The organism is Rossellomorea marisflavi (assembly GCF_022170785.1).
Taxonomy (GTDB): Bacteria; Bacillota; Bacilli; order Bacillales; family Bacillaceae_B; genus Rossellomorea; species Rossellomorea marisflavi_B.
The window spans coordinates 1538194-1557630 of sequence record NZ_CP081870.1 but is presented as its reverse complement, the minus strand read 5'-3'; the positions used below and the strand labels follow the sequence as shown (position 1 = coordinate 1557630).

Below are 19437 nucleotides of genomic sequence, written 5' to 3'. Positions count from 1 at the left end.
ACAGGAAGCTCTTTTTTTATGATATAGTTGAAATGATTTTTTCCTTTTCATTCCCAGATACAAAGTTCTTTTTTGAAAAGACATCATATCCGTTCTTGCGTACTTCATTGAGTATTTCCTTATACAGAAGGGCCGCGCCTTTAACGGGAGCCCTGGAGTATATCGGATAAAGACCGATCGTTCTCATGGATAAACGGTAATAGTGTTCCGCCAAGCCGGCCATTTCTTCCCAGACAAGACGGAATGCGTCAGTTGAACGCCCATCCCGCAAGTCTTCCACAGAGCACTCGTGCTTCACGAGCAGATCCTGGGGAAGGTAGAGCCTGCACCGATCCAGATCTTCCCCTACGTCCCTCAGGATATTCGTCAACTGAAGGGCATAGCCGAGATAGATCCCGTCTTCACGCAGGTCCTTTTCTTTGCCGGGCGCGAGGATCGGAAGGAGCATCAATCCGACGGTGCTCGCTACATGATAAGAGTAGTCCAAGACGTCATCCATTGTCATGTATCTCCTGCCGGCAAGATCCATCCTCTGCCCTTTGATCATATCCCGGAACGCTTCCCGGTCCATATTGAAGCGCTTGAAGACATCATCCAAGGCGATCCAGATTGGCTGCTCTTCAAACGTCCCTTCAAGGAATAGCTCAAATTCCTGTTCAAAACGATCCAATACCTCTGGCGGGCTCCCCTCATCCACAATATCATCCGCTCTACGACAAAAAGCGTACACCGCCCACACCGCTTTACGCTGATTCTTGGGCAAAAGGGAAAATGCCCTGAAAAACGTTTTCGAATGATGTTTGATCACCGATTCACAGTGATCGTACGCTGCCGAAATCCTGTTCATCCATGGTCACATCCTTCCTTTCTAATTCCTCTTCAACATATCTCTGCACGGCCAGTTCGACCAGTTTTGCCCCTTGCATCACAATGGGAACACCCCCACCGGGATGAGTCGATGCTCCGACAGCAAACACGTTCTTCTCCGGGAACGGCTGCACCTGTGGACGGAAAGGACCAGATTGTCCAAGGGCAGGGGCTATACCGAAACTTCCTCCTGCATACAGCCCTTCCTGACGTGCCTGTTCAGGCGTCCGTGTTTCCATCCAATTCAACCGTTCCCTCAAATCATCGAATCCGCTCTCTTCCATTGTATCTAAAACATAGGACGAAAGATATCCCGAAGCGTCCTCCCAATCAATCTTTTCAGATGCTGGAACCGGGACCAGAACGTAGAGGACACTATTCCCCTCTGGTGCAAGGGATTCGTCTACGATGGATGGATTGAACACATAAAAGGAAGGTTCCGATGGTACTTTCCCTTTCTCGAAGATCTCCTTCATATTTTTGGAGAAATGTTCATTGAGGTAAAACTGGTGAAGATCTTTATCAGGATAGGTACCTTTGACTCCCATATAAAACAGGACGCATCCGGAAGAAGGCGTATATTTTTTGTCGGATGGACGCTCCATGAGGGAGTGAGTCCCAGGGAAGTCACCATTCACTACGACGGCGTCCGCCATAAAGTCCCCCTCACTCGATCGAATGCCTTCCGCCTTGCCGTCTTCCACAAGGATTTTCTCCACAGGACACGACGTTTTGATCTCTACTCCGAGTCTCTCGCACGCCTTCCGTATCGGTTCAAGGATACTTGCATACCCGCCTTTAATATAGTAGATTCCGTGCTTATGCTCACTGAATGATACGAGACTATAAATGGCTGGAGTGGAATAGGGATTCCCACCTATATAGAGTGATTGCAATCCGTATGACATCTGTAACCGCTCATGTGCAAAGTATGTTTTCAGGTTCGACATGACCGTTCGATACGCTTTGAGCTTAATGAGGGAGCCGATTGTCTTTGGATTCACATAGTCTTTTATGCCAAGGAAGGAGGACTGGAGGAATTGTGGTTCGCCGATGGAAAAGCGCTCATCCATATCCGACATGAACCTCTTGAATCCTTTTTCATCACCCGGGAACTCCCGCCTGATTTCATCCAGCTGCGTTTCAAGATCCGCAAATTTCCGGTAAGTCTGCCCGTCGGGGAAGTGGATCCCATAGAGGGGATCACAGCGAATGAGTTCGATTTCATCTGTATTCACACCCGCATCAGAAAGAATCGACATCAACATGTCAGGCAGAAGGACAATCGTCGGGCCTTTATCAATCTTGTAGTCTCCCTTGGTTACAAACGCAAGCCTGCCTCCAATCTCCTCATCCTTTTCAAAAATCGTCACTTTGTGACCATTCTTCGCAAGGAGCAGCCCAGTAATCAACCCACCGATTCCCGATCCCGCTACCGCCACCTTCATAGCGCTTCCTCCATTGCCCTGTGAGCGCCTGAAGTTTGGGAGGCATCTTCCTTCATTATGATGGCTGTAGTGATCCTGGCCGATTCAAGTATCGTCGGCAGTCCGCTGCCCGGATGGGTGCCGCCGCCGACAAGCCAGCAGTGATCGAGTTCCTCGAATTTGTTATGAGGTCTGAGGGCCATCATTTGCGTGAGCTGATGACCAAGATTGAAGGTCGCTCCTTTATAGATATTGAAGTCGGTCTCCCATTGATGGGGGTCAAGGACCTTCTCGAACCGGATATGACTCCGGATATCCTCGAGACCCGCTCTCTCCTCTAGAGAGCGAATGACGAGTTCCTTGAAGGTTTCTTGATTTTCTTCCCAATCGATCTCACTCATATTATTCGGTACCGGGGCCAGGACATAAAGCGTAGAGTGTCCCTCTGGTGCGAGGGTAGGATCAGTGACGGAAGCATTTTGAACATAGATGGAAGGATCTTCTGATAAAGCCATCGTTTTCGTAATCTCTTCTACATTTTTCCTGTAGTCATCGGCAAATATGATTGTATGGTGAGGCAGATCATATTGTTTATCAAGACCGAGGTAGATCATGAAGGTGGAGCATGAATATTTTTTCTTTGAAAGCTTTTCTTTGCTGTACTTCTTCAGCACACCGTCATCCACCAAATTCGTCATCACGTGAGCGAAGTCGCCATTAATGACCACTTCATCGGCTGATACCTTCTCCCCATTTTCGAGGATGACCCCTTTGACGTTTTTCCCTTCAAGCCAAAGCTTTTTGATTCCCGTCGAGAGATGGATCTTTCCTCCGCTCTCTCTTACGACTTTCGCCATCGCTTCTGAAAGCTGATTCACCCCTCCAATGGGATGAAAGACACCGTACTCGTGTTCCATGAAAGAAAGGATGGAGAAAGCCCCGGGACACTCCCAAGGTGACATACCCAAATATTTTGACTGGAAGGTAAATGAAAGTCTCAGTTCGTGATCGGTGAAGTAGTCACTCAGCACGCTGTAGAGCGACTTACCGAGGGAAAGCTGAGGCAGGGCCCGAAGGACTTTCCAGCTGATATATTGATAGTACTGGTCCATCGGGCTTTGAAGGATGGGTTTCAAGCGCTCCATCTTCTTGCGGGTGTCATTCATGAATCGCTCATACCCTTTTCCATTCCCGGGGAAACGGCGTTCAATTTCCTCTTTCAGCCGCTCTGGATCCCTGTACATCTTCACATCTTTATCTTTGAATTTCAGCTCGTACATCATAGGCAGCTCCTTCAGATCCACATAATCGTGAAGGTCTTTCCCCGCCGCTTCAAAAAGTTCCTCCGCAATTTCCGGCATGCCAAGGAACGTCGGCCCGATATCGAATGTGTATCCGTCTTGTTTGATGGCACCATTGCGACCACCAACAAAGGAATGCTTTTCATATACGTCGACTTCATATCCTTTACTGGCCAGAAGCATGGCAGAAGCCAAACCTCCAGGTCCCGCTCCGATGACAATCACATTTTTGGACATCTTGTCTTCCCCCTTATACAAAGTATATACAATACCTGAACATTGATTATAAATTAAGTATACATTGCTTTTTTCATGGGCACAAAGATTAACACTCTATTTTACTAACAAATTTCTTTTTTGCCATATGTAAAAATAGTCATATGAGGTATCTCTCATAGTTTACCCTCTTTTTTCTCTTTAATGATTCATATGTGCAAAAGATTATTTTAATCACGAATCCGCGAGTCGAGTACCTCCGCTCCTGCTGTAACAGGACATTCCCATAAAAAACATCCCCGGACAATTGTCCGGGGATCGTTGGCTTCAGGAAACGATTTTAATATTGTAGGTCTTGAACCAAACATGGATCTGTGCCAGATGGGCAAGAAGCTGCGGACCAGTCATGAGTTGACCGTACCACGGGGTCTGGAATGCTGCGCCTCCTGATTGTACGATGTCCTTCAGCTTTTCTTCATCGAATAAGGTATGGAGGACACTTGTTTCATCTTCCAAGATCTCTGACAGCCATCCACGTACAAGTTCCGTATACTTTGGATGATGTGTTTTGGGATAAGGACTCTTTTTGCGGTAGAGCACCTCATCAGGGAGGATGCCCTCAAGTGCTTTCCTTAAAAGGCCTTTTTCCCTCCCTTCGTGATGTTTCATCTCCCAAGGGATATTCCACGCATATTCTACGAGACGGTGATCGGCAAACGGCACCCTGACCTCGAGGCTCGCCCCCATGCTCATGCGATCCTTCCGGTCCAGGAGGGTCGTCATGAACCATAGCTGATTCAGATAGAACATCTGCCTCCTTTTCGCCTCTTCTTCCGATTCTCCTTCAAGCAAAGGGGTTTCTTCCACTGTATCCTTGTACCTTGCAAGTACGTAGTCTTCGAGATTGAGCTTGTTGCTCCACTCTTCCTTCAGTAGTCCCTGCCTTTCTTGCGTTGAACGCATCCAAGGGAATCCTGTGCGATTGAAATCATCCTCCCGGTGGAACCATGGGTATCCCCCGAAGATTTCGTCCGCACACTCGCCCGATAGACCGACCGTGAAATCCTGTTTGATTTCCTCACAAAACCACAATAGAGACGAATCAACATCGGCCATGCCGGGCAGATCTCTTACCAGGACGGCCTCCGTGAGGTATTCCTTCAGCTTTTCTTGATCGATGACGCAGCTGTGATGAACGGTTCCGAATTCCTGGGTCATTTGATTGATCCAATATGCATCGGCATTGGGCTGGAAGTCATTGGCCTTGAAGTGTTCATCATTTCCTTCGTAATCGATGGAATACGTATGGAGGTGGCCCTTCCCTTCATCCCTGTAGCAATCGGCAGCCACCGCTGTGATGGCACTGGAATCAAGACCACCTGATAAAAAGGTGCATAGGGGCACATCCGATATTAGCTGCCTTTTGATTGCATCCGTCACGAGGAATCTCACTTTTTCTACGGTCTCTTCGAAAGAATCTGTGTGCTTCTCACTTTTCACATTCCAGTATCTCCACTTCTTCACCCCTTCGGGACCGAAGCTCATGGCGAATGCCGGGCGCAGTTCCTGTACCCCTCTGAAAACACCATGCCCCGGGGTCCTCGATGGCCCGAGACCCAACACTTCCTTCAACCCTTGAAGATCGATCTCAGGTTCGATATCAGGGTGGGCCAGCAATGCTTTGATTTCTGACGCAAATAAGAGACCACCGTCTTTCTCGGTATAAAAGAGGGGTTTAACACCAAGGCGATCACGGGCAAGGAAAACCCGCCCTTCCTGTTCATCCCAGACGGCAAAGGCAAATATACCGTTCAGGTGATCAACGCACGCTTCCTTCCATTCGATATAGGATGTGAGGAGGACCTCTGTATCCGAATGCCCCCGGAACGTATATCCCTTTCCTTTCAATACGTCCCTGAGATCTTCCGTGTTATACAACTCACCGTTATAGCAGATTGTATAGGATTTCCCCTCATGCTGTATGGACATGGGCTGCCGTCCGCCTTCCGGATCGACCACGATCAGCCTCTTATGACCGAACAGGACATGTTCACCGCCCCAAAGATTATTTTCATCGGGCCCCCGCTTCGATAATGTTTCCGCCATCTCCCTAACAATCCCTCGTTCACCTGTCAGATTTCGTTCGAAATGTACCCATCCTGTGATCCCGCACATGGTCATCATCCTCACTTTCGTAGAAAACTGCTCTTCGACATGTAGATTATCTTATGCTTCTAAAGGGAAATGGTTAATTGACTCAATCAATTTTATATGAATGAAATATGATAATAATGATAAGTAATGTAGTTAAGGAGGGATATTCATTTGAGCAATATTTATCGATCGAACATATTAAAATCCCAAAAGCGGGCATACTCCGAAGGGACCGTGCTCTTAGAAGATGATATATGGTATTTCTTTGAGATAGATGCCGAAGAGGAGTCGGAACTGGATTTTTATCTTCATCAGGAGCTCAGACTGTACAGGGACGATGAATGGATCACGGGGGTCCTGTTGGAAGACGGCATCCTCGCAACCCCATATGAGAAGTTCAGAATCGAGAGCGGAGATCGGATCTTGATCAAGAAAAGCATCTTGTTCTCCCTCGAAAACCTGATGGAGGAAATATCGGATGACGCATTCAACCAGTTCATCACCACATTGAATAATCTGAACTATTCCATTTACGATTGTATTTTTTGTCACAACCACCTGGTATTCCTCGGAAACCAGAAAATCAAACAGGGCGTGAATTTCATCACCTTCGACAATGGGGACGAAATCTGTGCGGTACAACACCACTTCACCTACTACAAAAAACAGCGCGACCGCTTCGAATTCACCCTCAGCACGGGTAAGAGGATCGTTATCGAGAATATCGTGAAGTAATAACGGCGGGAAGACCAACAAAAGGAGAAGCTACGAGGCATTTTAGACTTGACTTAACCGAAGAACAAAAAAACCGTTGCCCTGTATAGGCAACGGTTTTTTTCTTACGCCAGGAAGTTGATTCCCAGTGGAAGCTTAAATCCAAGGTAGAGAACAATCAAAAGGGCAATGACCAGCAAGATAGAGGCCACCTTCGTACTTTTCCCTTTATTCAAGCGCACGAGGATAATTTCGAACATGGCAATTACCCAAATGCCGACCAACCCTTTGACACCGTAAAGGGCAGGATCAATTCCTTGGTGTTTCCAGAACAACAGTGCTCCGGTCACAATGATCAGGATGTAGAATAATCGCAGGATCATATGTACAATCTTCATTGCTTTAGCATTCCCGGCTCTGTGAAGCCCTAACGCTACAAAAAACAAGATGATGGCGATCGCCCATGTCGTAATATGAGCATCCGTTCTATCAAACATGTGAACCCTCCTAAAAAAGAGTATATGTACGCTCATAATATTACCATAGTCCGCCACCATTCCAAAATTTTATCTAGGACTGTAACCGATTTGTCAATTTTCCTACCGATTCCACTTCGATTTCAATCAGGTCGCCGTGCTTCAGGAATTTGGGAGGATTGAAGCCTTTCCCTACTCCTGCCGGGGTACCCGTCGCTATCACGTCACCTGGCTCGAGGGTCATCCCTTTTGACAGGATCGAGATGATGTCGCTGATCTTGAACATCATATTGCTCGTGTTCGAGGATTGTCTGACTTCCCCGTTGACCTTTGTGGTGATGGACAGATCGTGAGGATCACCGATTTCGTCCTTCGTCACAAGATACGGGCCCATAGGACAGGTTCCATCGAGGCTTTTACCGAGGAAGAACTGACCGTGCTTTTTCTGCAGGTCCCTCGCCGTGATATCATTGAGGATCGTGTAGCCGAAGACATGGTCCATGGCGGCTTCCACAGAAATCCCGCGTCCGCCCTGCCCGATGACCACGGCAAGCTCGCCTTCATAATCGAGCTGTTCCGTAAGCTCATCATGGACAGGGAGCTCTTCCCCTGATGCAGCCAGGGTGGTTGGTGCTTTGGTGAAGATCATGATGTTTTCCGGTGCATCTTCTGCCCCCATCTCGATGGCATGGTCACGGTAATTTTTACCCACGCACATGATATTTTTACCGAGTGACGTGAGGGGCGGGAGCAGACGGATCGCATCGGAATCATACGTGTGCCTGTCAAGGGCATCCTCATCCATGGCATTCCATGCTTCCTCAATCCTTTTTACGAATCCATCCCCTTCCGCGATTCCACTCCTCACATCCATCGGCAGCGCGTGTCCTTCTCCGAGCTCGGTGCTGGCCGCGAATACATCCACTACCCGGTTCTCACTGCAAATCCCATACGATACACGATCATTTTCCGCAAAGCTGACTAATTTCATCGTTTACTCCCCCTTGGTTTGATGGTGCCTGTCAGTAGACAGATTTCGCTTCCCGTAGCTCAGTAACCGCCATACTTTCTCTACTGGTCCGTATTTGAAATACGTGAGCCAGATCTCTGAGAAGATAACCTGGACGATATAGATCCCGATTGCGAGGAGAGTCCCTGTCGTCAGGGTGACTTCCCCATAGAGTCCCAGTCCATAAGAATAGAAGATAAGGGTCCCGATGATCGATTGAAGCAGGTAGTTGGTCATCGACATCTTCCCCATTGACGCAATGGGCTTGCTCCACTTCAAGATTTTTTGGTTCTGCAATAATAATGAGAGTATTATTGCATAAGATACTGATAAGAACGGACCTCCCAGGAAATCCTGGATATAGCCATAGGCCGTATTGGCCTCGATCAGAAACGGCAGTGATTTGATCGCAGTCCCGATCACCAATGTGGAGATCCCGATCCACAGCCAGGCTTTCTTATGTAAGGCGACTTTCTCCAATAATCTCAGTTTGCTCGCCCCTGCTCCGATCAGCATCATGGGCAGGATCGAAAGACCAAGGAAGATAAAGTTCCCCGGACCGTTCACCGCATACCAGTCAGAAAAGCGCTGACTCATGATGTCGCCGAATGACCCGTTCCCATAAGCGGCAACCGAATTCTGAAGTGACGCGATATCTGTGTAAAAACTTACCCCTTCAGGATCGACGAATGTCATCAATACGAGCAAAGAGCTGAAAAAAACCTGAGGCAAGATCAGCATAGCGCCTCCCAACATCATGAGCCATTTACCAGTCATGTTCATGAACAAAAGGAGCATCAACCCGAATACCGCATAGTTGATGAGGATGTCACCCGACCAGATAAAAAAGGCGTGAAGGCATCCGATGACCAGTAAAATCAACAACCTCCGGATCCCGAACATGTAAAAGGATGTCCCTTTTACATCGGCCCGGATCTTTTGTATACCCAAACCATAGCCGAAAAGCATGGCGAACAGCGGATAAAAACTGGCTTGGACAAAGATATCGATCCAGGGATACAACGCTGTATCACCGGCCGTTTTCCACCAGGAATACGGGTCCATATAAAGAAATGGTGAATGGAATGAGATCATATTGATGATCAAGATACCAAGTAGTGAAAAACCCCTTATCACATCGAGGCTGATTATTCTTTCCGATTGACTCACAGGTGATAGTCCTGCCATGAATCGTCCCCCTTTCTTAATCTCTTCTACTCTAGTGTACATCGAAACGGTCGATTAGGCGATTGTCACTTTTGCAAAATTCTCACATACATTGGTACTAATTATTGATAAACAAAGGTGTGAGTATTTTATGCCCGCGATCGTAGGCTTCGCCCAGGTGATCAGCATCGGTTCGAGCGGTGTTTTCCATATAGGTGACGTATTCAATATCAGCCCCATTTCAACGGCCAAAACCTTTGCAGGAGCTGGATCTTTCATCACCGGACGCGGAATATCCGTCTATAACGAAAGCTCCCTGACGTACACCGTGGATGACGACACGATGGACCAAGGGATTATCCTAAATGTATAAGGATGTGGCGAGATGAATTACTATGTGCAGCAGTCCATCCAAATCCAATTCATCAAAATTGGCGGAATGTCCAATTCCTCGGTCCTTCAGATCGGGACGTGCGGACAAATCGCTACAAATGATTACCTTTATAATACAGGCGGATTCACTGAACCTGCTCCACAGGCACAAAAGAACGGGGGTACGGGAGGCCAATCACAATCCGTACCTCCCTTTGTCCCTCTTCAACCCCCAGGCGAATCGTAAGGAAATCACGCGGCACTGAAAGAGGTGGTACCATGAATAATTACTATATGACCCCACAACAACTCTATCAATATATTGAAAATCTTCACTCAAAGATTGCCGCGTTAGAAAAAAGGATGAATGATCTCTCCGCTGAGCTCCAGAATATGAGGGACTCTCCATCAATCAACGTGGAGAAAATCGAATACAAATTCGATCAGCTCAAGGTGGAGTCCCTTGATGGCACATTGAACATCGGACTGAACCCGAACTCGCTGAAAGAAACCATCGAAGATCTGGCGGTGGAGCAAAACGTGAACGTCAAGTCCATGCAGGATCTCGGGCCCTATAAGGCGAGGCTTGCTGAAGCAGTCGGGAGGTATATCAAAGAAGAACTTCCCGTCTTGATTCAGGATAACGAAATGCAGTTCCAACGTTCTTTGGATCCCCAGTATCATGATATGATCCAACAGGACCTCCTGAATCAAATGCCGGGAAGAATCGAATTCTATCTTGAAACGATCCCCTACATGGAGGGCCGCCATACGAAAGAAGAATGGGAAGCGAAAGTGCTATCCCGGATCAAACAGGATATCCAAACGGCTCTGTACACCTTCATGTCTCAAATGCCAAACAATATGGAAGGGATGAATCAACATGAACCTCCAGGTAATCAATAGGGAATTATCCGTCGGAAACATTGATATTGCGGGGGTCGCAAGCTCTTCCCTCGTGCTGATCGGAGATGCAGACATCATTCAGCTCACCTCAGCTTTTGACACCCCTGCTGAATCCTTGATCATCGGACCTTTTGTACCCCTGACCCCGAAAGGATGACCATGCGCTATTCCATCGTGAATCAACTCGAAGGCATCACCCTGGCATTCAGCTCTTTTTACCAACTGGGGGATACGCGGAACATCGATTCCGTGTCATGGGCATACGCCGTCCAGCGGGAGAAGGAATTCTTCCTTTCCAGTGAAGGGAGCTACAATTATCGGGTGTTCCAATCCCCCATTCAGAAAGCCCCCATTGACCCAAGAGTAAACGTCTCGCGGTTGAACCTTTGTCCCATCAAGGTCAATCGCTTATTTGTAAAAGCAACGGCTTTCTCCTCCATCGTACACGTCGGGAATGTTTCTCTTGTATCCATGGATGCCAGAGTAAAACATATCCGCCAGCTGGAAGATGCCAATGGAGGCACCGGTCAGACGCAGTCGGAAGAAATCGAAGAGTCCAATTAACCTTTTCCATACAATCACATAGGCTAAGGATGATAGGACTTACTCGCGACAGGAGATGGTAGATATGCCAGCATTAGTCGGACCCGTCTCGATCCTGAATATCGGCGGGGGGAACGTACAGTTCGGAGACACGGGAATCATTTCCCCCAAAAATGCTTCTAAAACCTATGGTGGCTCTGGAGGGTTCAACACCGGTCCATTCCAGCTCACCTACAATGTATTCAGCGCCACAACCACTTTTGACTGCAACGTAGTCGACCAGCCGATTGCCGGCAACAACTAAAAAGGATGTGACTAAACTAGAAGAGCCCCCTTTAATGCCGAACACGATCAGTATAGTATCTTAATACCGCTCATGATCTCCGTGCAAGACTTCGCTTTCCGCGGGTAGCCCGTGAGCCTCCTCGGCAAGCCTGCGGGGTCTCACATCAGCTACTCTTCCCGCTGGAGTCTTCGTCATGCACTCCGATCAACCGCTGGAAACGATGAAATTTGATTGTTCATTAAACGAATTTAAAACCCGAATCATTTGCTTTATCGTAGGCAAATGACTCGGGTTTTACTATGACTAAAACATGTTTGTCTCAGCCTCTTGTTGGATTTATTTTTTCTTTCTCCGTTCCCTGCTTTTCCTCGTTCTGACGAGTTTAGACGATGGTTGCTTCCTGATCCACTTGATGAACGCGGATATCTTCGGATCATGACGCAGGGTTTCGATGGAATTCAGGCGGATCCCAAGCTCCTCATTCGTATAGAGGGAATGGATTTGTTTATGACAGGGGATGCAAAGTTCAGCCGTCGGGAGAAATGTCCCCCCCACCTCTTTCGGTGTAAGATGATGGGTGGTCGTCTCCACATCGCGTCTGCCGCAGAGCTCGCACGTTTGGTCCTCAGCCATAGGTGTCTCCCCTCCCTTTTCGTTACATGTAGGATACCCTTCAGATTTCGAGGACATGCCCGCCATCGAAGAAGTAGAGGAATTTCTCTTTCACAGGTTCCTTCCAGATGGATTCGAGGGCGCGGGTATACAGTTCGATTTGGACCCTGTACCGCTCTTCCAGGACCGGCCTTGCTTCTTCGAATCCATTCTCGTATCGATCGTGGATTCCATCCGTCTTGTAGTCGAGAAGGATGAGACCTGTCTCATCCCGGAACACACAGTCGATCACCCCTTGGACCAGAACCGTTTCTTCCGGTGCTCCTTCTCCGTCGAGGGTGATATCCCTAATGGGGACGCTCATACTGAACGGGATTTCCCGTTGGATTTCACTTGCATTCAACAACCGGGTCCCGACTGGAGTATGGAAGAATTGCTCGATGCGTGAGGCATCGATGGAGGAAATCTGTTCTTCCGTCATGATCTCGCGTTTGAGAAGGTCCTCCAGCAGATTTCGGATGTCAGCTTCGTCTGGTGTCGATCCATCAAGGGTAAGATGCTGCATGACAGCATGCATGGCCGTACCTTTTTCTGCCGGTGAGAGGTCCTTGGACTGCATGAATTTCGGACGATCATATACCGGCTTCTGGTGTCTTCTCAGAATATCGTTGCTTGCAGCTTCATCCTTGATCTCCACCATCCGCTTAAGCTCGGAAACGGACTGCTTGGACCTGAGACTTGTAGCCCTCTCATGCGGATACGTCCATGAGAGGCGGTGAAGCACTTCCTCTTCGAAAGGTGAATTCATCCCCATCTTTTCCGAGGCTTTGACGGTGTCCATCCAGTCCTGTGATTCCCCTTTATCATCGCCCGATTCTTCCATAAGGTCTGTTGCCTGGAATGTGGTGATCTTCCAAGAGGATGGATGATCGGCAATATCATTCGTCCCGGCGAGCCCATCTGCTCTCAGTGGGTCTCCGTCCCTGTGGCGAAGAACTGCCGGCCCGATCCAGTCGAGGTACGAAAGGGCTTTTGAACGTTCATGGTCGCTTAGCAACCACTCTTCCGTTGTGCCTCCGCGCTTCCAGTTATCAAGCGTCTTTTCAATGTTTTTGACGGTTCCGACGAGATACAACTTCTCTTTCGCCCGTGTGAGGGCTACATACAAGACCCTCATCTCTTCAGAAATCGCTTCTAGCTTCTTCTTTCGCTTGAAGGCAAGCTGCGGAAGGGACGGATAGCTGATCCGCTTTACCGGATCGGTGTATTTCGCCGCCAGCCCGAGATCCTTATCCAGAAGGTAAGCAGCATTCAGGTCCATGAGGTTGAATTGCCTCGTGGTCCCTGCCACGAACACAACCGGGAATTCAAGTCCTTTACTTGAATGGATCGTCATCAGCCTGACGACATCTTCCTGCTCGCTTAATGCCCGGGCAACCCCGAGGTCATCCCCTCTCTCCCTCATCCGATCGATGAATCGAAGGAATCGGAACAGCCCCCGGAACGATGTTTCCTCGTACTGCCTTGCACGGTCATATAAAGCCCGCAGATTCGCCTGGCGCTGCTTTCCGCCAGCCATTCCGCCTACGTAATCATAAAATCGCGTATCCCTATATAGCTGCCAGATCAGTTCCGTTACCGAGCCCTGCCTTGCCTTGGTGCGCCAGAGTTCCAAATGATACAAGAACACGCGGACCTTTTCGTACACTTCTTCATCCCGTTCTCCCTGAGGTCTCTTTTTCGCAAAGGATTTCATTGCTTCATAGTACGATCCGGCTTTAGAATGGATCCGGATCCTCGCAAGTCCCTCTTCATCTAGGCCAACCACCGGTGACCTCAAGACCGATGCCAAGGGGATGTCCTGATACGGGTTATCGATCACCTTTAAAAGCGAGAGCATGATTGCCACTTCGACGGCATCGAAGTAACCGGTGGACAGATTGGCGTAAATAGGAATCCCGTGATGCTTGAATTCTTCCATGATTTCTGGCGCCCACGGCATCGAACGGAGAAGAATGACGATATCACGATATTCGACCGGACGATCCGTACCGCTCTTGGCATCATGTATGAGTGTACGGCCTTCGATGAGCTCTTTGACTTTCTTCGCCATGAATCTTGCTTCCAGCACGGATTTTTCGGTATCCTCACTGTCGAGGGGATCATCGCCTCCTGTCTCCTGTTGAATCAGTGCAAGCTCTACAGGATAAGGCTCGTCCGCCGGATACGGGGCACCGGGAACCAATTCCGCTTCCCGGTTATACTCCATTTCCCCGACATTCATGCCCATGATCTGTTTGAACAGGAAATTGGTCCCGTCCAGCACTTCCTTTCTGCTCCTGAAGTTTTTGGAAAGGTCGATTTTCATTCCCGTTCCGTCACTGCCGAACCGGTTGTATTTATCCAGGAAAAGATTTGGTTCAGCCAGGCGGAAGCGGTAGATCGACTGCTTGACGTCCCCTACCATGAACCGGTTCCCTTTCCCTTCATCCGCTTCGGTGATCAGCCTCAGAATGGACTCCTGTACCATATTGGTGTCCTGATATTCATCAATGAGAACCTCTTTGAACTTCTCCTTATACTCCATCGCTGCCGCTGAGGGAATCAATTCCGCACTTCCTGGCTCCCTGAGGATATCGAGGCAAAAATGTTCAAGATCGGCAAAATCGACAAGACCTTTTTCTTCTTTAGCTTCTTTGAAGCGGATGGCAAATCGGGACACAAGTTCCGCCAACGTGTCGATGACAGCCTGCATTTCTCCCATATCCTTCAAAAATGAATCCGGTCGGCGGGAAAAGAAATCTTCCTGGATCTTCTCTACCATCTTCTTCCCTTGATCACGAAGGGCCTTTGCACTATCTACCAGATCTTTGTTGAAGTCATCTCCACGGCATGGTTTCAGTTTAGTGAAATGGAGGGCTTGAATCCCTTCGTAAAGAGCTTCCCATGACTCCTTCTGCTTGAGCTGAAGCATTTCGACGACACCAAGGTCATCGAGGAAGTTTTCCGCCCGTGGTGATGGGCCTCCAGGCATACGGCTCATGTTCAATGCCTGCTGAAATACATCCTTTGCCCCTTCAAGCTGAAGGGATATATCCCTGTGGAGATAGTCGGCAATCGGGAGTTGATCGATACTCTCCACCCCTCCCACGCCATACATTTCACCAAGTCCATTCAGCCACAGGGACGGTGCGGGATGGGACCGGGAGAAATCATAAAGCTTGAGAATCATATCCTGAAGGGCTTTATCGCTCCGGTCACTCGTAAACGTATCCACCAATGTATAGAACGGGGTATTCCCTTCCTTCCCATACTCTTCTTCAAACAGCTCTTCCACCACTTCATCCCTGATGAGATCTCCTTCGGTCGCATCGGCAATCCTGAAGCCGGGATCAACATCGATCAAATAATAGTATTTCCGGATCACCTCGAGGCAAAATGAATGCAGGGTGGAAATCGATGCTTTATTCAATAAACTCAGCTGTTTTCTCAAATGGGTGGAATGGGGGGCGGAGTCGATAGCTTTTTCAAGAGCCTGACCGATCCTGTGCCTCATCTCGGCCGCGGAAGCATTCGTGAAGGTGACGACCAGCAGTTCATCGACATCCAATCCGTCTTGACCTGATACGATCCGCTGAATGATACGCTCCACGAGCACCGCCGTTTTTCCTGATCCAGCCGCGGCCGCCACAAGGACATCCTGTCCTTTTGCCCAGATGGCCTTCCACTGATCATCCGTCCACGTTGCTTCGTCTGGTTTTACAGGTATATGATGACTGCTCATTGATCAGCCTCCTCTCTTATCTTCGCCATGATGTCTTCGGTCTTTGCCTCGGGCAATACTCTGTATTCATTTTCCTCAAGGGACTGATCGAATTGGCAGACGGGTTTGTAAGAACAGAACTGACATGGTGTCCGGTCCTTCAGTTTATATGGGGCAATGGTCGTTTCACCGGAAACGATCCGGTTTCCTGATGATTCATACATTTTCCTTACATGATGACGCATGAACTGGAAGTCTTCTCCCGATGCCGCCTTCGATCTTGATGACAGGGATCCGTCCTTTTTGATCCCTGCGGAAATGATGTCTGAATTCCCCGTATCCAACGTCTGGTCCATGAGGCGGATCACATCGCTGTCCCCTAGCACCAATCCTTTCATCTTGAAGCTTTTGAAAATCTCCTGTTCAATTTGATCAAGGGTAAGGAGCTTCTTGCTGTTGATCAAAGGATTATGCACATGGAAATAGAGGACCCCCGCAGGTTGTGCTTCCTTTCCTACAAACTGCTTGGAATTGCTCAAGACGATATCCAGGTAGGTGAGCATCTGCAGGGCTAGCCCGTAGTACACCTCGGTCATGTCCAGGTCCCTGGCGCTCGATTTGTAATCGACGATGCGCAGGTATACACCGTTCTGGTCCTCTGCTTTATCCACCCGGTCAATCCTTCCCTGAAGCTCCATCTGCGTTCCGTTGCGCAGTTTGAATTGGAACGGGGGGAGCGTCGCTTGTGGTCCGAACCCAAGTTCAACGCCGACAGGAACGAATCCACTGGCTTTCGCATGTTCGCTTAGGATCAAATTCGCCCGCCCGATAATCTGTTCAAGCTTCTGCGCAATATAGTTGTAGCGATTGGAACTGAGGAGGATCTGATGCTGCAGTTTCGGCGCAAGCATCGTCACGGCCTCCTTGGCCAGGCTTAAGCACTGGTTTCTGGAGAGTGATGCCCAGCTCAGACCGGCACGCTCCACTTCTTCCGATATCCATTTGAGCGCAGAATGGAACATCTCCCCTATATCAGGTGCCTCCAGTCTGAATAATTCCCGCTCCCTCAGCTTCAAGCCGTGGCTTGCAAAATGGGAGAACGGACAGCCGTGGAACATTTCCATACGCGAGACGCTGGCCAGGATATGTTCCCCGTACAGGTCCTTGCTCGATTCATCGGTCAAATCGGCCGATTCATTGCGATGGAACAAGCTCGAGAGCACATGACTGGTATGCCACTTCCATTCATCGGAGGTGACGTAGTAGTCGTATACATCCCACCAAAAATCAAAGACCGGGTATCCCCGCTTCTTCTGCTGAAGCTGCGTCGTCAAATGGGCAATCGATACCCCGGGATGGCTGACATAGTCAAGCTGCCCTCTTTCGTCAAGCTCCGCCGGATCATTGACGACAAGGGAATGCCGTGCTGCGGGGAACAGTTCCTTGAGCCTCTTGATGAGGGGGGATGGCAGGAGGGCCTTTCCCTCTTCATCGGCAATGGGATAGGAAATGATCAATCGTTCACCCGGTGTTGTGAACGCTTTGTATGCAACAAACTCTTCGTCGAGTAGCTTCGTCCTGCTCCTTGGCCCGACTTTCATACCTGCGATTTGCAAGGTTTCCCTGTCTTCATCCGACAGGATACCGTCTTCGGTCACTTTGGCAGGGAGTACCCCTTCGTTCACGCCGATGACAAACGCGGTTTTGATATGGGCTAGCCTTGATTTCTCCAGGTCGGCAATGATGACCTGATCGATGGCAGGCGGTACGAGGGAAAACTTCATCGCTTCCATTCCCGTATCGAGGATCGAGGCGAATGCCTTCACACTCGTCTTTTCTCCTCCAAGGATCTCCACGTATTGATCGAGGAGATCCATGACAGCTGCCCACGCCTGATCATGCTCCCTTGCGGCGACCAGATCGCCATTCTCTTCCGCCTCCATACGCTTCCGCTCAAGCTTCGCTGGAATATCAAGTTCCTCGAGATAAGCGAATAGCGTTTCGCAGTATTCCTGCCCCGTCTTCTGCTTTTTCAACCGTTTTGACAGGCGGATGATAGGGGCGGAGATGAAGAGTCGAAGCTCATTGATTTCATGCTCGATTTCTTTTTCTTGGTCGGTCTGAGGGGAGTCCACATGTTCAAGTCCCCTGAATCGGCGGTACTTCCACCTGTCCTTCTTCACCCACCGGTCGCCTTTCACCCCATGGGCCAGGACGTAATTCTCCAATCGGTCCATCTTCTCCCTGAGCTCCCCCGGTTCCTCGTGAAGGGGGAATAATAAATCGGTCTTCACTGCCCGGAATACGGGTTCGTACCTCCAATTGGAAGAGATGATTTCAAGAGTGGATCGGATCAGCTCAATCAGGGGATGATTGAGCATCGTCCGTTTTTGATCGAGGAAGTATGGGATATCATGGTCTTGGAAGATCGTTTCGATTTTGTCCCTGTAGTCCACTCCGTTCCTGACAAGGACAGCGATATCCTTATACCGGTGATCCCTTACGCGGGCAAGCTCCCGAATTTTTCGTGCAACCCCCTCGATTTCCGCCCGGCGATTGGATGCTTCCATAAATTCAATGCGATCGCCATCTGCCTCCGAAGGGATGACAGGTCTTGTCTCATAGTGCTGTTCAAGATGGGCAAGCGGTCCGCTCTGATAGCGGATCGGCGCCTCCATCACTTCTTCTTCCACCGGTATAGAAGCCGCGATACAGCCCTCCCGTATGATCCCGTATGTTTCACTCGTCATCCGGAAGAGGCTTAGTTCGTTCTCAGGGAGTCTCACTTCCTCCGCATCCGCTGTCAGGGCAATCGTCACCTTGCGCGTGCGCTCAATGAGCTGCTGGATGATCCTGTATTCCTGCGGGGTGAAACTATGAAAACCATCTATGTAGACGACTGCATCCTGCAGGAGATCGGAATGTTGGATCTGATCGGAAAGCAGTTGGAAGTAGTCTTCCGAATCAAGGTATTTTCCCAATAACGCTGACTGGAATTCTTCGTAAATCAGCTCAAGATCCGCAAGCTTATCCCGGAGCACCTTTTTACCCATGCCGTTTTCTTTAAATGAGGCAAGGTCACCCGGTTCGATGCAATAGCGTTTGAACTCCGTGAGCATCGTTTCCACATGCCCGATGAAACCGGGTTTTTCCGAAGACTTCCGGAAAATGCTCAATTCCCCTTTATTCTCTTCGATGATTTTCCTGATCATCATATTGAGCCCCACGTCGGATAAATGATAGCGGGTCATGCCTCCTGTCTCCTGGAGGATCTTCCACGCAAGACGTGTAAAACTGAAGACCTGTGCACGGATCATGCCGTTCAGCCCCGGTGTGTTCACGAGCTCGTATTCCGATATGAAGGACATCTGGTCAGGTACGATATAAAGGATCGGGGCGCCTTGTGGACGTTCCCTCAGTTCTTCTTTTATTTCTCGCAATATGCGATGCGTCTTCCCTGTCCCAGAGCGTCCGAGAATGAATCTTACCGTCATCTCCCTCACTCCCTTTCCGTTATACTCTTAGTCTATCCGGCGAGTAACATGTTTTTTTGGATAGGTTCATTATAATATAGATTGTCTATAAAATATGCTAATCCGCCTGATTTCCAACAGAATGCAAAAC

General features: G+C 49.0%; 17 protein-coding genes. 7 read left to right on the top strand and 10 right to left on the bottom strand.

Annotated features, from left to right (window positions below):
* Positions 1–16 precede the first annotated feature (16 nt).
* The 4 genes from K6T23_RS08315 to asnB all read right to left on the bottom strand — a co-directional run bounded on the left by K6T23_RS08315 (position 17) and on the right by asnB (position 5986).
* A complete protein-coding gene (locus K6T23_RS08315) occupies positions 17–847 on the bottom strand; it encodes a phytoene/squalene synthase family protein (RefSeq protein WP_079515804.1) in 831 nt (276 codons plus the stop codon).
* Positions 813–2315, bottom strand: a complete 1503-nt coding sequence (locus tag K6T23_RS08310) for a phytoene desaturase family protein (protein ID WP_238284143.1) — start codon at positions 2313–2315, stop codon at positions 813–815. The genes K6T23_RS08315 and K6T23_RS08310 overlap by 35 nt, the downstream gene beginning before the upstream one ends.
* On the bottom strand, positions 2312–3832 hold the full coding sequence (locus K6T23_RS08305) for a phytoene desaturase family protein (RefSeq protein WP_238284142.1): 1521 nt from the start codon (positions 3830–3832) through the stop codon (positions 2312–2314). The genes K6T23_RS08310 and K6T23_RS08305 overlap by 4 nt, the downstream gene beginning before the upstream one ends.
* A gap of 306 nt (positions 3833–4138) precedes the next feature.
* Complete coding sequence (gene asnB / locus K6T23_RS08300; protein ID WP_238284141.1) at positions 4139–5986, bottom strand: asparagine synthase (glutamine-hydrolyzing); 1848 nt, start codon at positions 5984–5986, stop codon at positions 4139–4141.
* 150 nt (positions 5987–6136) lie between these two features.
* On the opposite strand from asnB, the gene K6T23_RS08295 reads away from it, so the two are divergent.
* Positions 6137–6700 (top strand): DUF2777 family protein, encoded by a 564-nt coding sequence (locus tag K6T23_RS08295; RefSeq protein ID WP_056537932.1) that lies wholly within the window; start codon positions 6137–6139, stop codon positions 6698–6700.
* Positions 6701–6804: 104 nt separating this feature from the next.
* Here the strand turns inward: K6T23_RS08295 and K6T23_RS08290 are convergent, their stop codons facing one another.
* The 3 genes from K6T23_RS08290 to K6T23_RS08280 form a co-directional block, all read right to left on the bottom strand.
* Positions 6805–7176, bottom strand: coding sequence for a YisL family protein (locus K6T23_RS08290; protein WP_053427579.1), 372 nt, complete (start codon positions 7174–7176; stop codon positions 6805–6807).
* Between the two features lie 73 nt (positions 7177–7249).
* Complete coding sequence (locus K6T23_RS08285) at positions 7250–8146, bottom strand: fumarylacetoacetate hydrolase family protein (protein WP_238284140.1); 897 nt, start codon at positions 8144–8146, stop codon at positions 7250–7252.
* Positions 8147–8149: 3 nt separating this feature from the next.
* Positions 8150–9352, bottom strand: coding sequence for a DUF418 domain-containing protein (locus tag K6T23_RS08280; protein ID WP_238284139.1), 1203 nt, complete (start codon positions 9350–9352; stop codon positions 8150–8152).
* A gap of 130 nt (positions 9353–9482) precedes the next feature.
* On the opposite strand from K6T23_RS08280, the gene K6T23_RS08275 reads away from it, so the two are divergent.
* The 6 genes from K6T23_RS08275 (at position 9483) to K6T23_RS08250 (ending at position 11456) form a co-directional block, all read left to right on the top strand.
* Positions 9483–9704, top strand: coding sequence for a spore germination protein (locus K6T23_RS08275; RefSeq protein ID WP_048004366.1), 222 nt, complete (start codon positions 9483–9485; stop codon positions 9702–9704).
* Between the two features lie 12 nt (positions 9705–9716).
* Positions 9717–9950 (top strand): spore germination protein GerPB, encoded by a 234-nt coding sequence (locus K6T23_RS08270; RefSeq protein ID WP_048004367.1) that lies wholly within the window; start codon positions 9717–9719, stop codon positions 9948–9950.
* Positions 9951–9982: 32 nt separating this feature from the next.
* Positions 9983–10609, top strand: a complete 627-nt coding sequence (gene gerPC / locus K6T23_RS08265; RefSeq protein WP_056537940.1) for a spore germination protein GerPC — start codon at positions 9983–9985, stop codon at positions 10607–10609.
* On the top strand, positions 10587–10766 hold the full coding sequence (locus tag K6T23_RS08260) for a hypothetical protein (RefSeq protein WP_048004369.1): 180 nt from the start codon (positions 10587–10589) through the stop codon (positions 10764–10766). Before gerPC ends, K6T23_RS08260 begins: the two co-directional genes overlap by 23 nt.
* Before the next feature lie 17 nt (positions 10767–10783).
* Entirely contained in the window at positions 10784–11173 is a 390-nt protein-coding gene (locus tag K6T23_RS08255) for a spore germination protein GerPE (RefSeq protein WP_238284138.1), read from the top strand.
* Positions 11174–11237: 64 nt separating this feature from the next.
* Positions 11238–11456 carry a spore germination protein gene (locus K6T23_RS08250; RefSeq protein ID WP_048004371.1) on the top strand — a complete coding sequence of 73 codons (219 nt, stop codon included), beginning with the start codon at positions 11238–11240 and terminating at the stop codon, positions 11454–11456.
* 318 nt (positions 11457–11774) lie between these two features.
* Here K6T23_RS08250 and K6T23_RS08245 read toward each other — a convergent pair whose 3' ends face one another.
* From K6T23_RS08245 to addB, 3 genes are read right to left on the bottom strand one after another with little or no spacing between them, the layout of a single operon-like run.
* Complete coding sequence (locus K6T23_RS08245) at positions 11775–12071, bottom strand: HNH nuclease-like protein HlpB (RefSeq protein WP_056537946.1); 297 nt, start codon at positions 12069–12071, stop codon at positions 11775–11777.
* Between the two features lie 40 nt (positions 12072–12111).
* Positions 12112–15834, bottom strand: a complete 3723-nt coding sequence (addA, locus tag K6T23_RS08240) for a helicase-exonuclease AddAB subunit AddA (protein ID WP_238284137.1) — start codon at positions 15832–15834, stop codon at positions 12112–12114.
* Complete coding sequence (gene addB, locus K6T23_RS08235) at positions 15831–19307, bottom strand: helicase-exonuclease AddAB subunit AddB (RefSeq protein WP_238284136.1); 3477 nt, start codon at positions 19305–19307, stop codon at positions 15831–15833. The genes addA and addB overlap by 4 nt, the downstream gene beginning before the upstream one ends.
* Positions 19308–19437 lie beyond the last annotated feature (130 nt).

Excerpts from the sequence above, each read along its gene's own strand:
- K6T23_RS08275 (WP_048004366.1), top strand. The coding sequence starts at position 9,483 with ATGCCCGCGATCGTAGGCTTCGCCCAGGTGATCAGCATCGGTTCGAGC.
- addB (WP_238284136.1), bottom strand. The coding sequence starts at position 19,307 with ATGACGGTAAGATTCATTCTCGGACGCTCTGGGACAGGGAAGACGCAT.
- K6T23_RS08270 (WP_048004367.1), top strand. The coding sequence starts at position 9,717 with ATGAATTACTATGTGCAGCAGTCCATCCAAATCCAATTCATCAAAATT.
- K6T23_RS08315 (WP_079515804.1), bottom strand. The coding sequence starts at position 847 with ATGAACAGGATTTCGGCAGCGTACGATCACTGTGAATCGGTGATCAAA.
- K6T23_RS08305 (WP_238284142.1), bottom strand. The coding sequence starts at position 3,832 with ATGTCCAAAAATGTGATTGTCATCGGAGCGGGACCTGGAGGTTTGGCT.
- K6T23_RS08245 (WP_056537946.1), bottom strand. The coding sequence starts at position 12,071 with ATGGCTGAGGACCAAACGTGCGAGCTCTGCGGCAGACGCGATGTGGAG.
- gerPC (WP_056537940.1), top strand. The coding sequence starts at position 9,983 with ATGAATAATTACTATATGACCCCACAACAACTCTATCAATATATTGAA.
- K6T23_RS08285 (WP_238284140.1), bottom strand. The coding sequence starts at position 8,146 with ATGAAATTAGTCAGCTTTGCGGAAAATGATCGTGTATCGTATGGGATT.
- K6T23_RS08250 (WP_048004371.1), top strand. The coding sequence starts at position 11,238 with ATGCCAGCATTAGTCGGACCCGTCTCGATCCTGAATATCGGCGGGGGG.
- asnB (WP_238284141.1), bottom strand. The coding sequence starts at position 5,986 with ATGTGCGGGATCACAGGATGGGTACATTTCGAACGAAATCTGACAGGT.
- K6T23_RS08280 (WP_238284139.1), bottom strand. The coding sequence starts at position 9,352 with ATGGCAGGACTATCACCTGTGAGTCAATCGGAAAGAATAATCAGCCTC.
- K6T23_RS08290 (WP_053427579.1), bottom strand. The coding sequence starts at position 7,176 with ATGTTTGATAGAACGGATGCTCATATTACGACATGGGCGATCGCCATC.
- K6T23_RS08260 (WP_048004369.1), top strand. The coding sequence starts at position 10,587 with ATGAACCTCCAGGTAATCAATAGGGAATTATCCGTCGGAAACATTGAT.
- addA (WP_238284137.1), bottom strand. The coding sequence starts at position 15,834 with ATGAGCAGTCATCATATACCTGTAAAACCAGACGAAGCAACGTGGACG.
- K6T23_RS08310 (WP_238284143.1), bottom strand. The coding sequence starts at position 2,315 with ATGAAGGTGGCGGTAGCGGGATCGGGAATCGGTGGGTTGATTACTGGG.